Genomic DNA, 17199 nt, shown 5'->3' with positions numbered 1-17199 from the left:
GAGAGTTGATATGGCAGACACAGAAAAGAAAAGCATGTCCCAGCGCTTTGCAGGTCTGAAGACAGAGTTCTCAAAGATCATCTGGCCGGACGGCTCATCGGTTGGGAGGCAGACGGTAGCAGTTGTTGCTACGTCAGTTGTAGTTGCATTTATCATCGTAATCCTGGATTACGTGATTCAGTATGGCGTTGATTTTCTAGTGAAATTATAATGGAGGCAGAAGTATTATGGCAGAGGCACACTGGTATGTAGTCCATACCTACTCAGGTTATGAGAATAAAGTCAAAGCGAATATTGACAAGACCATCGAGAATCGTCATTTGGAAGATCAGATTATTGAGGTTCGTGTTCCTATGCAGGATGTCACAGAATTGAAAGATGGTGTTAGAAAAACATCTTCCAAGAAGATGTTCCCGGGATATGTTCTGATCAATATGGTCATGAACGATGACACATGGTATGTGGTCAGAAATACCAGAGGCGTGACAGGGTTCGTTGGACCAGGAAGCAAGCCTGTACCACTTACAGATGCTGAAATGAGACCACTGGGGATCAAGACAGACAATGTGGTCGTTGACTTTGATGAAGGTGATACCGTTGCTGTTATCGGCGGCGTTTGGAAAGATACCGTTGGTGTTATTCAGACAATGAATCACAACAAGCAGAGCGTGACGATCAATGTAGAACTGTTCGGTCGTGAAACACCGGTCGAGATCAGTTTTGCGGATGTTAAGAAAATGAATTAAGGAGGAACAATCCAATGGCAAAGAAAATCGAAGGATATATTAAGTTGCAGATTCCTGCTGGTAAAGCTACACCTGCACCACCAGTTGGCCCTGCACTTGGACAGCATGGTGTAAACATTGTAGAGTTTACAAAGCAGTTTAACGCAAAGACAGCTGATATGGGAGATACTGTTATCCCTGTTGTAATCACTGTTTATGCAGACAGAAGTTTTAGTTTCATCACTAAGACACCGCCAGCAGCAGTTATGATCAAGAAGGCTGCTAAGATCCAGTCCGGATCAGGCGAACCGAACAAGAAAAAGGTTGCTAAGATCACAAAGGCTCAGGTAAAGGAAATTGCTGAGACAAAACTTCCTGACCTGAACGCAGCAACAGTTGAGGCTGCTATGAGCATGATCGAAGGAACAGCGCGCAGTATGGGCGTTGAGGTGACCGAATAGGCCGAAAGCAACTTAATGAGAGCGGGCGTAAGCACAGCTCGAATTTAGTGCGAGGTCGTTCTTTGAGATTAACGAGAGCGAGCGTAAGCGATGCTCGAGTTTAGCGAAAAGAACTTCCTTATTTGCGCGATTTAAAACAAGTTGAAACAGTGGGAGGGACCTCTCCCGATACTACCACAGGAGGTAAATAGAATGAAAAGAGGAAAGAAATACGTTGAGGCTGCAAAGTCATACGACAAGTCAGCTCAATTTGAAACAGCAGAAGCAATCGCTCAGGTAAAGAAGAATGCTACTGCTAAGTTTGATGAGACAATCGAGGCTCATATCAGAACCGGTTGTGACGGACGTCATGCAGAACAGCAGATCCGTGGTGCTGTAGTTTTACCACATGGTACAGGTAAGGCTGTCAAGGTTTTAGTATTCGCTAAGGGTGCTAAGGCTGATGAGGCTACTGCAGCAGGCGCAGATTTCGTTGGAGCAGATGAACTGATCCCAAGAATCCAGAACGATGGATGGTTGGACTTTGATGTAGTTGTTGCTACACCTGACATGATGGGTGTTGTAGGTCGTTTGGGACGTGTACTTGGACCTAAGGGCTTAATGCCAAACCCAAAGGCAGGAACAGTTACTATGGATGTAACCAAGGCTGTCAACGATATCAAGGCTGGTAAGATTGAGTACAGATTGGATAAGACCAATATTATCCATGTGCCAATTGGAAAAGCTTCCTTTACAGAGGAACAATTAGCGGACAACTTCCAGACCCTTATGGATGCCATTAACAAGGCTAAGCCAAGCAGTCTTAAGGGCCAGTACATTAAGAGCATTTCTTTGGCTCCTACAATGGGACCTGGCGTTAAGGTAAATGTTGCAAAAGTTGCACAGTAGTTATTGACATTCGTATAATACAATGATATAATGCGAAAGCATGTTGCCGAAGACAGTAGGTGCCGCAAGGCATAACGTATACGACCTACCGAGGACAGTCGATCGTTTTTAAACGATGTGATTATGATTTTTTGAGCCTCTTTGTCTAGCGCAGAGAGGCTTTTGTTTTGCCTGTTGGCAGGACATCAGATAAAATCTCCAAAGTCTAAGCAAGATGAAATAAAATAAGGAGGTACACGAAACGTGGCAAAAGTTGAATTAAAGCAGCCGGTCATTGACGAGATCTCAGCAAACATCAAAGACGCACAGTCTGTAGTTGTTGTTGATTATCGTGGATTGACGGTGGCAGAAGACACACAGTTACGTAAGGAATTAAGAGAAGCAGGCGTTACTTACAAGGTATACAAGAACACAATGATGAACTTTGCTTTCAAGGGAACTGACTATGAAAGCCTGGCTCCAGTGTTAGAAGGACCTAGCGCTATTGCTATTTCTACAGAAGATGCGACAGCTCCTGCACGTATCCTTGCTAAGTTTGCAAAGACAGCACCTGCACTTGAAATCAAGGCTGGTGTCGTAGAAGGTACATTCTATGATGCAAACGGAATGCAGGCAGTAGCAGCAGTTCCGTCAAGAGACGAATTGTTGTCCAAGTTACTTGGAAGCTTGCAGTCACCTATCACAAATCTGGCTAGAGTTCTTAACCAGATCGCTGAGCAGGGCGGCGAAGCACCGGCAACAGAAGAGTAATCACTTCATTAAAAAGAAATTATTAAATCAAATTTAAAACGGAGGAAATTATCATGGCAAAGATGACAACAGAAGAATTTATCGAAGCTATCAAAGAGTTAAGCGTATTAGAGTTAAATGACTTAGTAAAGGCTTGTGAAGAAGAGTTTGGCGTATCTGCAGCAGCAGGCGTTGTAGTAGCAGCAGCAGGCGGAGACGCAGCAGCAGCTGAAGAGAAGGACGAGTTCGATGTAGAACTTACAGAAGTAGGTCCTAACAAGGTTAAGGTTATCAAGGTTGTTCGTGAAGCAACTGGTCTTGGCTTGAAGGAAGCTAAGGAATTAGTTGATGGCGCTCCTAAGATCGTTAAGGAAGCAGCTGACAAGGCTACAGCAGAAGACATCAAGACTAAGTTAGAAGCAGAAGGCGCTAAGGTTACATTAAAGTAATTCCCGCCTGATGGCATAATTAGTATTGCAAGCAGAGACACCAGGGTTATTCGTGATCCTGGTGTCTTTTTGTGTAATGGGATTTTTCCGTGGGATACCCTATTACACAAAAGGCCCTAACGTGCCAAAAATCCGCGCAATGCAAAAAAATGGCAATTTGTCAAGTGAAAAGTGAAAAAAGTTCTTGCATCCTGAGAGAAATTGTTGTATAGTATAGGATGCTTTATTGTGGTGCAATGGGAATTTTATGCCCATTTTTCAATAGACTTAAAATATAAACGAGAGGTGAAACGTCAATGGAGAAAAACAGAATACGTCCAGTCAAGTCTGGAAAAAGCATGCGTATGAGTTACTCGAGACAAAAAGAGGTATTGGAGATGCCTAACCTGATTGAGATCCAAAGGGATTCTTATCAGTGGTTCCTCGATGAGGGATTAAAAGAAGTCTTCGATGATATCTCTCCGATCGCTGATTACAGCGGTCAGTTAAGCTTGGAGTTTGTTGATTTTACATTATGCAAAGATGATGTGAAATATACAATTCCACAGTGTAAGGAAAGAGACGCGACATATGCTGCTCCTTTGAAAGTAAAGGTTCGTCTTTACAACAAAGAGACCGACGAGATCAACGAGCACGAGATCTTTATGGGAGATCTGCCTTTGATGACAGAGACAGGTACCTTTGTGATCAATGGTGCAGAGCGTGTCATCGTCAGCCAGTTAGTTCGTTCCCCGGGAATCTATTATGCAATCGGACACGACAAGGTAGGTAAAGAATTGTATTCTTGTACCGTGATCCCGAATCGTGGTGCTTGGCTCGAGTATGAGACAGACTCTAATGACGTTTTCTATGTTCGTGTTGATAGAACCAGAAAAGTGCCGATCTCTGTATTGATCCGTGCACTTGGTGTTGGTACCAACCAGCAGATCATCGATCTGTTCGGTGAGGAGCCAAAACTCCTTGCATCTTTTGGCAAGGATCCATCTATTACGGAAAAAGAACCAAACGGTTCTTACGAAGGCGGTCTTTTGGAATTATACCGCAAGATCCGTCCGGGCGAACCGCTTACCGTGGAAAGTGCAGAAAGCCTGATTTCTGCTATGTTCTTTGACCCAAGACGTTATGACCTTGCAAAGGTAGGACGTTACAAGTTCAACAAGAAATTAGCACTCCGCAACCGTATCAACGGACAGATTCTCGCAGAGGACGTAGTGGACGAGACTACAGGCGAGATTCTTGCAGAGGCAGGTAAGGTCGTAAACCGTGAACTGGCAGATGCTATCCAGAATGCAGCCGTACCATATGTATGGGTACAGGCTGAGGAGAGAAATGTCAAAGTTCTTTCCAATATGATGGTAGATATCAGCAATTATGTTGACTTCGATACCAAGGCATTGGGCGTAAACGAACTCGTTTACTATCCGGTTTTGGCACAGATCTTAGAAGAGAATGAGACAGCAGAAGACCTTGCTGATGCAATCAAGAAGAATATCCATGACCTGATCCCGAAGCATATTACAAGAGAGGATATCTTCGCATCCATCAACTACAATATGCACTTAGAGTATGGCGTTGGTCATGATGACGATATCGACCATTTGGGCAACCGTCGTATCCGCGCGGTCGGCGAATTGTTACAGAACCAGTATCGTATCGGTCTTTCCCGTCTGGAAAGAGTGGTACGTGAACGTATGACAACACAGGATCTGGAAGGCATTTCACCACAGAGCCTGATCAACATCAAGCCGGTAACGGCAGCAGTGAAGGAGTTCTTCGGATCTTCCCAGTTGTCACAGTTCATGGATCAGAACAACCCACTTGGCGAGTTGACCCACAAGAGACGTTTATCCGCATTGGGACCTGGTGGTCTGTCAAGAGACCGTGCCGGATTCGAGGTTCGAGACGTACACTATTCTCACTACGGTAGAATGTGCCCTATCGAGACCCCTGAAGGACCAAACATCGGTTTGATCAACTCTCTGGCTAGTTATGCACGTATCAACGAGTATGGTTTCATCGAGGCACCATATCGTAAGATCGACAAGAGCGACCCACAGAATCCGCGTGTTACGGATGAAGTTGTATATATGACAGCAGACGAAGAAGACAATTACCATGTAGCACAGGCGAACGAGAAACTGGATGAGGAAGGACATTTTGTACGTAATTCCGTTTCCGGTCGTTTCCGCGAGGAGACCCAGGAGTACGATAAGCACATGTTTGATTACATGGACGTATCTCCTAAGATGGTATTCTCTGTCGCTACAGCATTGATCCCGTTCCTGCAGAACGATGATGCTAACCGTGCGCTGATGGGATCCAACATGCAGCGTCAGGCAGTGCCACTTCTTACTACAGAAGCACCTGTTGTCGGAACCGGTATGGAGCCAAAGGCAGCAGTCGATTCCGGTGTCTGCGTTGTTGCAAAGCACGCAGGTGTGGTAGAGCGTTCTGAGTCCAATCGCATCATCATCCGCACAGAAGATGGTGACAAGGATGAGTATATCCTGACAAAGTTCTCTCGAAGCAACCAGTCAAACTGCTACAACCAGCGTCCGATCGTATTCAAGGGCGATCATGTCGAAGAAGGCGAGGTTATCGCAGACGGACCTTCTACATCCAAGGGCGAACTTGCACTTGGTAAGAACCCTCTGATTGGTTTCATGACTTGGGAAGGTTACAACTACGAGGATGCGGTTCTTCTTTCAGAGAGATTGGTACAGGATGATGTTTACACATCTATCCATATGGAAGAATACGAAGTAGAAGCCAGAGATACCAAACTTGGACCGGAAGAGATCACAAGAGACGTTCCGGGTGTCGGTGATGACGCACTCAAGGATCTGGATGAAAATGGTATCATCCGTATCGGTGCAGAAGTCCGTGCCGGAGATATCCTGGTCGGAAAGGTTACTCCAAAGGGAGAGACAGAACTGACCGCAGAGGAAAGATTGCTCCGTGCCATCTTTGGTGAAAAAGCAAGAGAAGTCCGTGATACATCCCTTAAGGTGCCACACGGCGAATACGGTATTATCGTAGATGCCAAGGTCTTTACCCGTGAAAACGGTGATGAACTGTCACCGGGCGTAAACAAGGCAGTCCGCATCTATATCGCACAGAAGAGAAAGATCTCTGTCGGTGATAAGATGGCTGGTCGTCATGGTAACAAGGGTGTCGTTTCCCGCGTGCTTCCTGTAGAAGATATGCCATTCTTGCCAAACGGTCGTCCGCTTGACATCGTGCTGAACCCACTGGGTGTACCTTCTCGTATGAATATCGGTCAGGTCCTGGAGATCCATCTTAGCCTTGCAGCAAAGGCACTGGGCTTCAATATCGAGACACCGGTATTTGATGGCGCAAAGGAAATCGATATTCAGGATACTTTGGAACTTTCCAACGACTATGTAAACATGGAGTGGGATGAGTTCGAAGCAAAATATAAAGATCAGTTGCGTGATGATGTCATGCAGTATTTATCTGATAACAGAGAACACAGAGAACTGTGGAAGGGCGTTAAGTTAGGACGCGACGGAAAGGTACAGTTGCGTGATGGACGTACAGGTGAGGAATTTGATTCACCGGTAACCATCGGACACATGCATTACCTGAAGTTGCACCACTTGGTAGACGATAAGATCCATGCTCGTTCTACCGGTCCTTACTCATTGGTTACACAGCAGCCACTTGGTGGTAAGGCACAGTTCGGTGGACAGCGTTTCGGAGAAATGGAAGTTTGGGCACTCGAGGCTTATGGTGCTTCTTACACATTGCAGGAGATTCTGACAATGAAGTCCGATGACGTTGTAGGACGTGTTAAGACATATGAAGCCATTATCAAGGGCGAGAATATCCCTGAACCGGGTATTCCAGAGTCATTCAAGGTGCTCCTCAAGGAATTACAGGCTCTGGGTCTGGATGTCAAAGTCTTAGACGAAGACAGAAACGAAGTACAGTTGATGGAGACCAGCGAATATGGCAATACAGACATCAATGCTATCATTGCCGGAGATAAGAACTTCGCATTTGAAAGCAGCGAATCTTTTGCAAAGAGTGGATTTACCAAGCAGGAATTCGATGCAGACAGCGAAGAGTTAGTCAACATTGAGGATGAGGAAGAAGAGCCGGATATGGATGCTTTTTCTGATGATTTCGATGGAGACGATCTTGGCGACGAATAGTAAGAAGGGAGATTAGCAATGCCAGAAGCAATGAATAAAGAAGCAACAAATCAGCCAATAGAATTTGATGCAATTCAGATTGGCTTGGCATCACCGGAAAAGATCAGAGAGTGGTCCAGAGGCGAAGTAAAGAAGCCTGAGACGATCAACTACAGAACTTTGAAGCCGGAAAAGGACGGATTATTCTGTGAAAAGATCTTCGGACCGAGCAAGGACTGGGAATGCCATTGTGGTAAATACAAGAAGATTCGCTATAAGGGCGTAGTCTGCGACCGTTGTGGTGTTGAGATCACAAAGGCAAGTGTTCGTAGAGAGCGTATGGGACATATCGAACTGGCAGCTCCTGTATCTCATATCTGGTACTTCAAGGGTATCCCATCCCGTATGGGACTGATCCTTGATCTGTCACCAAGAACACTGGAAAAGGTATTGTATTTTGCATCTTATATCGTACTTGATGCAGGAGACACACCTCTTATGTATAAACAGGTATTGTCAGAGCAGGAATATCAGGATGCCAGAGAACAGTACGGCTCAACCTTCAAGGTAGGTATGGGTGCTGAGGCGATCCAGAAATTGCTCCGCGATATCGATCTGGAAAAAGATGCGGCTGAACTGAAAGCAGAACTCAAGACTGCTACCGGTCAGAAGCGCGCCAGAGTCATCAAGAGACTGGAAGTTGTAGAAGCATTCCGCGAGTCAGGCAACAAGCCGGAGTGGATGATCCTTACCGTTATCCCGGTTATCCCACCGGATCTTCGTCCGATGGTACAGTTGGATGGTGGACGTTTCGCGACATCCGATCTGAACGACTTGTATCGTCGTATCATTAACCGTAACAACCGTTTGAGAAGACTGCTTGAACTGGGCGCACCAGACATCATCGTTCGTAATGAAAAGCGTATGTTACAGGAAGCGGTTGACGGACTGATCGACAATGGTCGTAGAGGCCGTCCGGTTACAGGCCCTGGAAACAGAGCCCTCAAGTCTTTGTCAGATATGTTAAAGGGTAAATCAGGACGTTTCCGTCAGAACCTGCTCGGAAAGCGTGTTGACTATTCTGGACGTTCCGTTATCGTCGTAGGACCGGAACTTAAGATTTATCAGTGTGGTCTTCCGAAAGAGATGGCGATCGAACTTTTCAAGCCTTTCGTTATGAAAGAGTTGGTTGCTAACGGAACTGCACACAACATCAAGAATGCAAAGAAGATGGTCGAGAAGTTACAGCCAGAGGTCTGGGATGTACTCGAGGAAGTGATCAAAGAGCACCCAGTTATGTTAAACCGTGCTCCTACACTGCATAGACTTGGTATTCAGGCGTTTGAGCCAATCCTTGTAGAAGGCAAGGCAATCAAGTTACATCCACTGGTATGTACTGCATTCAACGCCGATTTCGATGGTGACCAGATGGCTGTCCATCTTCCACTTACTGCGGAGGCACAGGCAGAATGTCGTTTCATGCTCCTGTCTCCGAACAACCTGCTGAAACCATCTGATGGTGGTCCGGTAGCCGTTCCTTCACAGGATATGGTACTTGGTATCTACTATCTGACCATGGATCGTCTGGCAGATCATTCCAAGGAAGAGGGCATTACGACTGTTTCTGATAAGGTATATACTGACGCAGAGGACATCAAGGCAGACATTAATGCAGATGTCATCGACATTGATGATATGATCCATTTTGAGGATGTGACAGACGGTAACCGTCATGTCATCTGTAGAGCAAGAGACATACTTGGACATTATTACCCAAGTATGAACCAGGCACTGTTGGCATATGAAAATAAAGAGATCACATTGCATCAGGTCATTTACGTTCATAAGAGCGTGACACTTGCAGACGGAAGCGTTGTAGAAGGCAATGTAAAGACAACCTTGGGGCGTTTGATCTTTAATGAGATCATTCCACAGGATCTGGGATTTGTTGACCGCAGCAAGCCGGAAAATGCACTCCGTTATGAGATTGAGTTCCATGTTGGTAAGAAGGGATTAAAGCAGATCCTGGAAAAGGTTATCAATACACATGGAGCAACCAAGACGGCAGAAGTATTGGATGATATCAAGGCTATGGGTTACAAGTACTCTACAAGAGCAGCCATGACCGTATCTATTTCCGATATGACCGTGCCGCCACAGAAACCACAGATGATCGCTGATACAGAAAAGACAGTTGACCGTATCACGATGAAATATAAGAGGGGTCTTTTGACAGAAGAAGAACGTTACAGAGACGTTGTTGAGACATGGAAAAAGACTGATGATGAGTTGACAGAAGCCCTGCTTTCCGGATTGGATAAGTACAACAACATCTTTATGATGGCTGATTCCGGAGCCCGTGGTTCTGACAAGCAGATCAAACAGCTTGCCGGTATGCGTGGTTTGATGGCTGATACAACCGGTCGTACGATCGAACTTCCTATCAAGTCAAACTTCCGTGAAGGTCTGGACGTATTGGAGTACTTCATGTCAGCGCATGGTGCTAGAAAGGGTATGTCCGATACAGCCCTTCGTACCGCCGATTCCGGATACCTGACCAGACGTATGGTTGACGTATCACAGGAACTTATCGTTCGTGAATCTGATTGTAATGCCGGAAAAGATCGTGAGATCCCTGGTACTTACATCACAGCATTCATGGATGGTCGTGAAGAGATCGAGAGTCTGGAAGAACGTATCACAGGCAGATTTTCGTGCGAGACGATCTGCGATGCTGATGGCAATGTGATCGTTAAGGCAAACCACATGATCACACCAAAGCGTGCACATGCGATCGTTACAGTTGGTGTGGATGAGAACGGAAAAGAGATCACACGCGTGAAGATCCGTAACATCCTTACCTGCCGTTCACATGTCGGCGTTTGCGCTAAGTGTTACGGTGCCAACATGGCAACCGGTCAGGCAGTACAGGTCGGTGAAGCAATCGGTATCATCGCAGCACAGTCTATCGGTGAACCTGGTACACAGCTTACCATGAGAACCTTCCATAGTGGTGGTGTTGCCGGAAACGATATCACACAGGGTCTTCCTCGTGTCGAAGAATTGTTTGAGGCAAGAAAGCCAAAGGGACTTGCAATCATCACAGAATTTGCCGGTACAGCAGAGATCAAAGATACGAAGAAGAAGCGTGAAGTTATCGTTACCAATAAGGAGACCGGAGAAAGCAAGGCTTATCTGATCCCTTATGGTTCACGTATCAAGATCGTAGACGGACAGGAACTGGAAGCCGGTGACGAACTGACAGAAGGTTCTATCAACCCACATGATCTCTTAAAGATCAAGGGCGTGCGTGCCGTTCAGGATTACATGCTTCAGGAAGTACAGCGTGTATATCGCTTACAGGGTGTTGAAATCAGTGATAAGCATATCGAAGTTATCGTGCGTCAGATGTTAAAGAAGGTACGCATCGAGAACAACGGTGATTCTGAGTTCTTACCGGGAACACTTGTTGATGTTCTTGACTTTGAAGAAATGAATGAGAAACTTGCAGAAGAAGGCAAGGAAGTGGCAGAAGGAAAGCAGGTACTGCTTGGTATCACAAAGGCTTCCCTTGCAACCAACTCTTTCTTGTCAGCAGCATCCTTCCAGGAGACAACAAAGGTTCTGACAGAAGCAGCCATCAAGGGCAAGATCGACCCATTGATCGGTCTGAAGGAAAATGTCATCCTTGGTAAGTTGATCCCAGCCGGAACAGGTATGAAACGTTATGGCAACATCAAGTTGAATACCGATTACAATCAGGAGATCGAAGAACAGACAGAAGACTTCGGAGATCTTTATGATGATACGCCGGTCGAAGAAGCCGAGGCAGAAACAGAAGCAGAAGATACTGTTTCTATCGACTAAGGATAATAAATCATAATACAAGGCACCACGGAAAACAGATCATGCTTTCCGTGGTGCTTTTTGCTTGAGAAATCTCTTGACAGATGACGAGAATGTTTATATAATATTTTAGCGTGCATAAAACTGTGCACACTTATAAACTATACTACAGGAGGTGAAAATAATGCCAACATTTAACCAGTTAGTAAGAAAGGGACGTCAGACATCTGTAAAGAAGTCTACAGCACCAGCTCTTCAGAGAGGTTACAATTCTCTTAAGAAGAAGCCTACTGAGACATCTTCTCCACAGAAGCGTGGTGTATGTACAGCTGTTAAGACAGCTACCCCTAAGAAGCCTAACTCAGCGCTGAGAAAGATCGCCAGAGTTCGTCTTTCAAACGGAATCGAAGTAACATCTTACATTCCGGGTGAAGGTCACAACTTGCAGGAGCATAGCGTTGTATTGATTCGTGGTGGTAGAGTAAAGGATTTACCTGGTACTCGTTATCACGTAATCAGAGGTACACTTGATACAGCAGGTGTAGCTAACAGAAAGCAGGGTCGTTCTAAGTATGGTGCTAAGAGACCAAAGGACGCTAAATAAGACCTAGCAGACAATTGTATTTTCACAAAGAAATATGGTTAGTGTTGAAATTTATTTTCATTTGTCAGAATAAATTTAGCACGAACACATAACATGTGAGTACCGTTGAGTTAATCGAAAAAATAATATGATTAAGGAGGGAAGTAACGTGCCACGTAAAGGACATACTCAAAAAAGAGACGTTTTGGCGGATCCAATTTACAATAGCAAGGTAGTAACCAAGCTTGTCAATAACGTCATGTTAGATGGTAAGAAAGGTGTTGCCCAGAAGATTGTATACGGCGCATTTGCCAGAGTAGAAGAAAAAGCAGGAAAGCCTGCTCTTGAGGTATTCGAAGAAGCCATGAATAACGTTATGCCTGTACTTGAGGTAAAGGCTAGACGTATTGGTGGTGCAACATACCAGGTACCGATCGAAGTAAGACCAGACCGTCGTCAGGCGCTCGGACTTCGTTGGTTGACCATGTTCTCTCGTAAGAGAAGCGAGAAGACTATGGAAGAAAGACTCGCAAACGAGATCTTAGATGCAGCAAACAATACTGGTGCATCTGTTAAGAGAAAAGAAGATATGCACAAGATGGCAGAAGCAAACAAGGCTTTCGCACACTACAGATTCTAGTAGTTACTTATTACTTGTGTACAATAATATTAGGAGGAAAAAATCTTGGCTGGAAGACAATATCCACTGGATAGAACCAGAAATATTGGTATCATGGCTCATATCGATGCTGGTAAGACCACATTGACAGAGCGTATCCTTTATTATACTGGTGTAAACTACAAGATTGGTGAGACTCATGACGGTGCATCTACGATGGACTGGATGGAGCAGGAAAAAGAACGTGGTATCACGATCACATCTGCTGCAACCACATGTCACTGGACACTTGAGGATCATCATAAGCCAAAGGCTGGTGCATTGGAGCATCGTATCAATATCATCGATACCCCGGGACACGTTGACTTTACTGTAGAAGTAGAGCGTTCACTTCGTGTACTGGACGGTGCCGTAGGTGTATTTGATGCTAAGGCCGGTGTTGAGCCACAGTCAGAAAACGTATGGCGTCAGGCTGACACTTACAACGTACCTCGTATGGCATTTATCAACAAGATGGATAAGATGGGTGCAGACTTCTTCATGTCAGTACAGACTATCATTGATCGTCTTGGCAAGAATGCGATCCCGGTACAGATTCCAATCGGAGCAGAGGATGACTTCAAGGGTCTGATCGATCTGTTCGAGATGGATGCTTACTATTACAATGACGACAAGGGTGAAGACATTGAAATCAAAGAGATCCCGGATGATTTGAAGGATCTTGCTGATGAATGGCACACCAACCTTGTTGAAAAGATCTGTGACCTTGATGATGATCTGATGATGATCTACTTAGAGGGTGAAGAACCATCTGTAGAAGATATGAAGAAGGCACTTCGTAAGGCTACGATCGCATGTGAAGCAGTACCTGTTTACTGTGGATCAGCATACAAGAACAAGGGTGTTCAGAAGTTATTGGACGGCGTTATTGAGTACATGCCGGCTCCAACAGACATTCCTGACATCAAGGGTACTGACTTAGAAGGCAACGAGATCACAAAGCCATCATCTGATGATGAGCCATTTGCTGCTCTTGCATTCAAGATCATGACAGACCCATTCGTAGGAAAACTTGCATTCTTCCGTGTTTACTCAGGAACATTGAACTCAGGTTCTTATATCCTGAATGCAACAAAGGATAAGAAGGAACGTGTTGGACGTATCCTTCAGATGCATGCTAACAGCAGAACTGAGATTGACAAGGTTTACTCCGGAGATATCGCAGCAGCTGTTGGTCTTAAGATCACAACAACAGGTGATACAATCTGTGATGAACAGCATCCGGTTATTCTGGAGTCCATGGAATTCCCAGAACCTGTTATTGAGTTGGCTATTGAGCCTAAGACAAAGAATGATCAGGGTAAGATGGGCGAAGCTCTTGCAAAACTTGCAGAAGAAGATCCTACTTTCCGTGCTCATACAAACCAGGAAACAGGACAGACAATCATCGCCGGAATGGGCGAACTTCACTTGGAAGTTATCGTAGATCGTCTGCTTCGTGAATTCAAGGTAGAAGCAAATGTTGGTGCACCTCAGGTAGCATACAAGGAAACAATCACCAAGCCTGTTGATATCGACAGCAAGTACGCTAAGCAGTCCGGTGGTCGTGGACAGTATGGTCACTGTAAGGTTAAGTTCGAGCCAATGGATCCAAACGGAGAAGAGACATTCAAGTTCGAATCTACCGTTGTTGGTGGTGCTATTCCTAAGGAATACATCCCGGCAGTTGGAGAAGGTATCGAAGAAGCAGCACAGGCTGGTATCTTAGCAGGATTCCCTGTAATCGGTATTTCTGCTAACGTATACGATGGTTCTTACCATGAAGTCGATTCTTCCGAAATGGCATTCCACATCGCTGGTTCTATGGCATTCAAGGATGCTATGAAGCAGGGCGGTGCAGTTCTTCTTGAGCCGATTATGAAGGTTGAAGTTACTATGCCGGAAGAATACATGGGTGATGTTATCGGAAGTCTGAACGCTAAGCGTGGTCAGATCGAAGGTATGGATGACCTCGGCGGCGGTAAGATCGTACGTGCATTTGTTCCGCTTTCAGAGATGTTCGGTTACTCTACAGAACTTCGTTCTTCTACTCAGGGACGTGGAAATTACTCTATGTTCTTTGATAGATATGAGCCGGCTCCAAAGAGCGTTATGGACAAGGTTATCAGCGAGCATGCTAACTAATATTATTTCTTCGGAAATAGTTGAAAAAACCATCATTTCCATATATAATTGGAAATAGTTGAATTAAGAAATGACATCCCAAAGGATGTAAATTTAAGGAGGAAATTAAAATGGCAAAGGCTAAATTTGACAGAAGCAAACCACATTGTAACATCGGTACAATCGGACACGTTGACCACGGTAAAACAACTCTTACCGCTGCAATCACAAAGGTTCTTTCTGAAAGAGTAGAAGGTAACGCAAAGGTTGACTTCGAGAACATCGATAAGGCTCCAGAAGAGAGAGAAAGAGGTATCACTATCTCTACTGCTCACGTTGAGTATCAGACAGAGAAGAGACATTATGCACACGTTGACTGCCCAGGACATGCTGACTACGTTAAGAACATGATCACTGGTGCTGCTCAGATGGACGGCGCTATCCTTGTAGTAGCTGCTACTGATGGTGTTATGGCTCAGACAAAGGAGCATATCCTTCTTTCTCGTCAGGTAGGTGTACCTTACATCGTAGTATTCATGAACAAGTGCGATATGGTAGACGATGAAGAATTATTAGAGTTAGTTGAGATGGAAATCACAGAGCAGTTAGAGGAATATGACTTCACAGACTGCCCAATCGTTAAGGGTTCTGCTCTTAAGGCTCTTGAAGATCCAATGGGACCTTGGGGCGACAAGATCATGGAACTTATGGATACTGTTGATTCTTATATCCCAGATCCACAGCGTGATACAGACAAGCCATTCCTTATGCCAGTAGAGGACGTATTCACAATCACAGGTCGTGGTACTGTTGCAACTGGTAGAGTAGAGCGTGGTACACTTCATCTTAACGACGAAGTTGAAATCATCGGTATCAAGGAAGACGTTCAGAAGACTGTTATTACTGGTATCGAAATGTTCCGTAAACTTCTTGATGAGGCTCAGGCTGGTGATAACATCGGTGCCCTCCTTCGTGGTATTAACCGTGACCAGATCCAGAGAGGACAGGTTCTTGCTAAGCCAGGTTCTGTAACTTGCCATACAAAGTTCACAGCACAGGTTTACGTTTTGACAAAGGATGAAGGTGGTCGTCATACACCTTTCTTCAACAACTATCGTCCACAGTTCTACTTCAGAACAACTGACGTAACTGGTGTATGTAACCTTCCAGAAGGAACAGAAATGTGTATGCCTGGAGATAACGTAGAGATGACAATCGAATTGATTCATCCAATCGCTATGGAGCAGGGTCTTACATTCGCTATCCGTGAAGGTGGACGTACTGTAGGATCAGGACGTGTTGCTACAATCATCGAGTAATCAAATACTTTAAGAGTATCAATTGACTTGATTGGCTCAACCCTTTGTTGACAAGGGGTTGAGCCTTTTTATGTGCGTTCGGCGAAGCCGACGCATGGGCTTAAGTCATTCTTGTGGACTTGCTGTGGGCTTATTTTGTCCTTTGGACTTACGACTTTGAACCTTGTGTTCTGTGGTTGTGGGTCCTTTTCTGGCTTATCTGAGGTTTTAGATGCACCGGCAGTTACTGTTTCCAACTTGTGCTGGCTCTGCATCATATCCACCACTTCCTGATGCTTGTTTGGATACAGGTGGGAGTAGGTGCTTAAAGTAGTTTGTACCTTTTCGTGTCCTAACCGTTCCGATATGAGCAGTGGTGCGCATCCCAAGTTGATAAGATAGCTGGCGTGAGTTTCACGTTCTAAAGGATACTTCTAGAACACACAACAGTTTATCAATACAACCGGCTTATCTGTAAAAACGATGAAAGGACAAAAATGCTATGAAACTTATATATGCTACATATAATCAATACTGCAATAGTATTGATATAACCACCTTTGATAATATGATTTTACGCATTGACTGTAATAAGGCAGAGGATGGTTTAAAGACCACACCAAATTCACAATGTGCATTGAATGCACTTGCTATTGACAATCCTGTGGAATATGCTCGATTGGCTTTAGCGGGTGAGTTGCAGGCATGGGTGGATGCTGAGGATTGTTTAGATGTGTGGTAAATTAACAGTGAAAATTTCAGATGAATTAAGGATGAATATGTGGTAGAATAACGCATATGGTAGCCTTGTTCAAAAGACCATGTGGAGTGTATTTCTGTGGAGAAAACGATTGAACGGATGAAGGAGTAAGTACAGAATGGAAGAGGTTATTAGAAAATATTTTCAGTGCTGGCTGGATAAAGATATTGATGCTGTAAAGGGGATTTTTAGCGACGATATTATTTACAGCGAGTGTTACGGTCCGGTGTATAAAGGAATTGGACAGATAATCAGATGGTTTGAGGATTGGAACCGGAAAGGTACTGTTTTGCAGTGGGATATAAAACGTGTGGTTGTTTCTGGGAATACGGCTGTTGTGGAATGGTTTTTCCAGTGTGACTACGAGGGCAATGTGGATGGCTTTGATGGAGTGACCGTTGCTGAGTTTGATGCGGATATGAAGATTTGTGATTTGAAGGAGTTTCAGTCGAAGACAGAGCATTATTATCCGTATGAGAATGAGTAAATTCCTATGTAAAAGGGAGCGAGAATGTGAAAGA

The 17199-nt window shown here is 44.8% G+C and carries 14 protein-coding genes and 1 other annotated feature; all 14 genes read left to right on the top strand.

Annotation, left to right across the window (positions count from 1 at the left end):
- Nucleotides 1-10: 10 nt before the first annotated feature.
- The 14 genes from secE (at nucleotide 11) to DW183_RS01730 (ending at nucleotide 17165) form a co-directional block, all read left to right on the top strand.
- Nucleotides 11-211: a preprotein translocase subunit SecE gene (gene secE / locus DW183_RS01800; RefSeq protein ID WP_118280365.1), complete on the top strand. Its 201-nt coding sequence runs from the start codon at nucleotides 11-13 to the stop codon at nucleotides 209-211.
- A gap of 16 nt (nucleotides 212-227) precedes the next feature.
- A complete protein-coding gene (gene nusG / locus DW183_RS01795) occupies nucleotides 228-746 on the top strand; it encodes a transcription termination/antitermination protein NusG (RefSeq protein ID WP_118280364.1) in 519 nt (172 codons plus the stop codon).
- Nucleotides 747-760: 14 nt separating this feature from the next.
- Nucleotides 761-1186, top strand: coding sequence for a 50S ribosomal protein L11 (gene rplK, locus DW183_RS01790; protein ID WP_118280363.1), 426 nt, complete (start codon nucleotides 761-763; stop codon nucleotides 1184-1186).
- A gap of 192 nt (nucleotides 1187-1378) precedes the next feature.
- The gene (rplA, locus tag DW183_RS01785) at nucleotides 1379-2074 is read left to right on the top strand and encodes a 50S ribosomal protein L1 (RefSeq protein ID WP_118280362.1); all 696 of its coding nucleotides are present in this window, start codon (nucleotides 1379-1381) and stop codon (nucleotides 2072-2074) included.
- A gap of 28 nt (nucleotides 2075-2102) precedes the next feature.
- Nucleotides 2103-2249: a sequence feature (ribosomal protein L10 leader region), on the top strand.
- A gap of 68 nt (nucleotides 2250-2317) precedes the next feature.
- Nucleotides 2318-2824, top strand: a complete 507-nt coding sequence (gene rplJ, locus DW183_RS01780) for a 50S ribosomal protein L10 (RefSeq protein ID WP_118280361.1) — start codon at nucleotides 2318-2320, stop codon at nucleotides 2822-2824.
- 53 nt (nucleotides 2825-2877) lie between these two features.
- A complete protein-coding gene (gene rplL, locus DW183_RS01775; protein ID WP_118280360.1) occupies nucleotides 2878-3252 on the top strand; it encodes a 50S ribosomal protein L7/L12 in 375 nt (124 codons plus the stop codon).
- Nucleotides 3253-3548: 296 nt separating this feature from the next.
- Nucleotides 3549-7430: a DNA-directed RNA polymerase subunit beta gene (gene rpoB, locus DW183_RS01770; protein WP_118280359.1), complete on the top strand. Its 3882-nt coding sequence runs from the start codon at nucleotides 3549-3551 to the stop codon at nucleotides 7428-7430.
- Nucleotides 7431-7448: 18 nt separating this feature from the next.
- The gene (rpoC, locus tag DW183_RS01765; protein WP_118280358.1) at nucleotides 7449-11276 is read left to right on the top strand and encodes a DNA-directed RNA polymerase subunit beta'; all 3828 of its coding nucleotides are present in this window, start codon (nucleotides 7449-7451) and stop codon (nucleotides 11274-11276) included.
- Nucleotides 11277-11439: 163 nt separating this feature from the next.
- A complete protein-coding gene (gene rpsL / locus DW183_RS01760) occupies nucleotides 11440-11859 on the top strand; it encodes a 30S ribosomal protein S12 (protein ID WP_118280357.1) in 420 nt (139 codons plus the stop codon).
- 148 nt (nucleotides 11860-12007) lie between these two features.
- Complete coding sequence (gene rpsG / locus DW183_RS01755; RefSeq protein WP_207662838.1) at nucleotides 12008-12478, top strand: 30S ribosomal protein S7; 471 nt, start codon at nucleotides 12008-12010, stop codon at nucleotides 12476-12478.
- Between the two features lie 45 nt (nucleotides 12479-12523).
- Nucleotides 12524-14641 carry an elongation factor G gene (gene fusA, locus DW183_RS01750; protein ID WP_118280355.1) on the top strand — a complete coding sequence of 706 codons (2118 nt, stop codon included), beginning with the start codon at nucleotides 12524-12526 and terminating at the stop codon, nucleotides 14639-14641.
- A gap of 110 nt (nucleotides 14642-14751) precedes the next feature.
- Nucleotides 14752-15939: an elongation factor Tu gene (gene tuf, locus DW183_RS01745; protein ID WP_118280354.1), complete on the top strand. Its 1188-nt coding sequence runs from the start codon at nucleotides 14752-14754 to the stop codon at nucleotides 15937-15939.
- Between the two features lie 481 nt (nucleotides 15940-16420).
- The gene (locus tag DW183_RS01735) at nucleotides 16421-16660 is read left to right on the top strand and encodes a DUF6061 family protein (protein ID WP_118280353.1); all 240 of its coding nucleotides are present in this window, start codon (nucleotides 16421-16423) and stop codon (nucleotides 16658-16660) included.
- A 136-nt stretch (nucleotides 16661-16796) separates the two neighbouring features.
- Nucleotides 16797-17165, top strand: coding sequence for a nuclear transport factor 2 family protein (locus tag DW183_RS01730; RefSeq protein ID WP_118280352.1), 369 nt, complete (start codon nucleotides 16797-16799; stop codon nucleotides 17163-17165).
- Nucleotides 17166-17199: the final 34 nt, after the last annotated feature.

The sequence above is a fragment of the Roseburia sp. AM16-25 genome, from assembly GCF_003473825.1.
Lineage (GTDB): Bacteria > Bacillota > Clostridia > Lachnospirales > Lachnospiraceae > Pararoseburia > Pararoseburia lenta.
The sequence above is the reverse complement of the archived record's forward strand: the minus strand, read 5'-3'. Positions and strand labels throughout refer to the sequence as shown.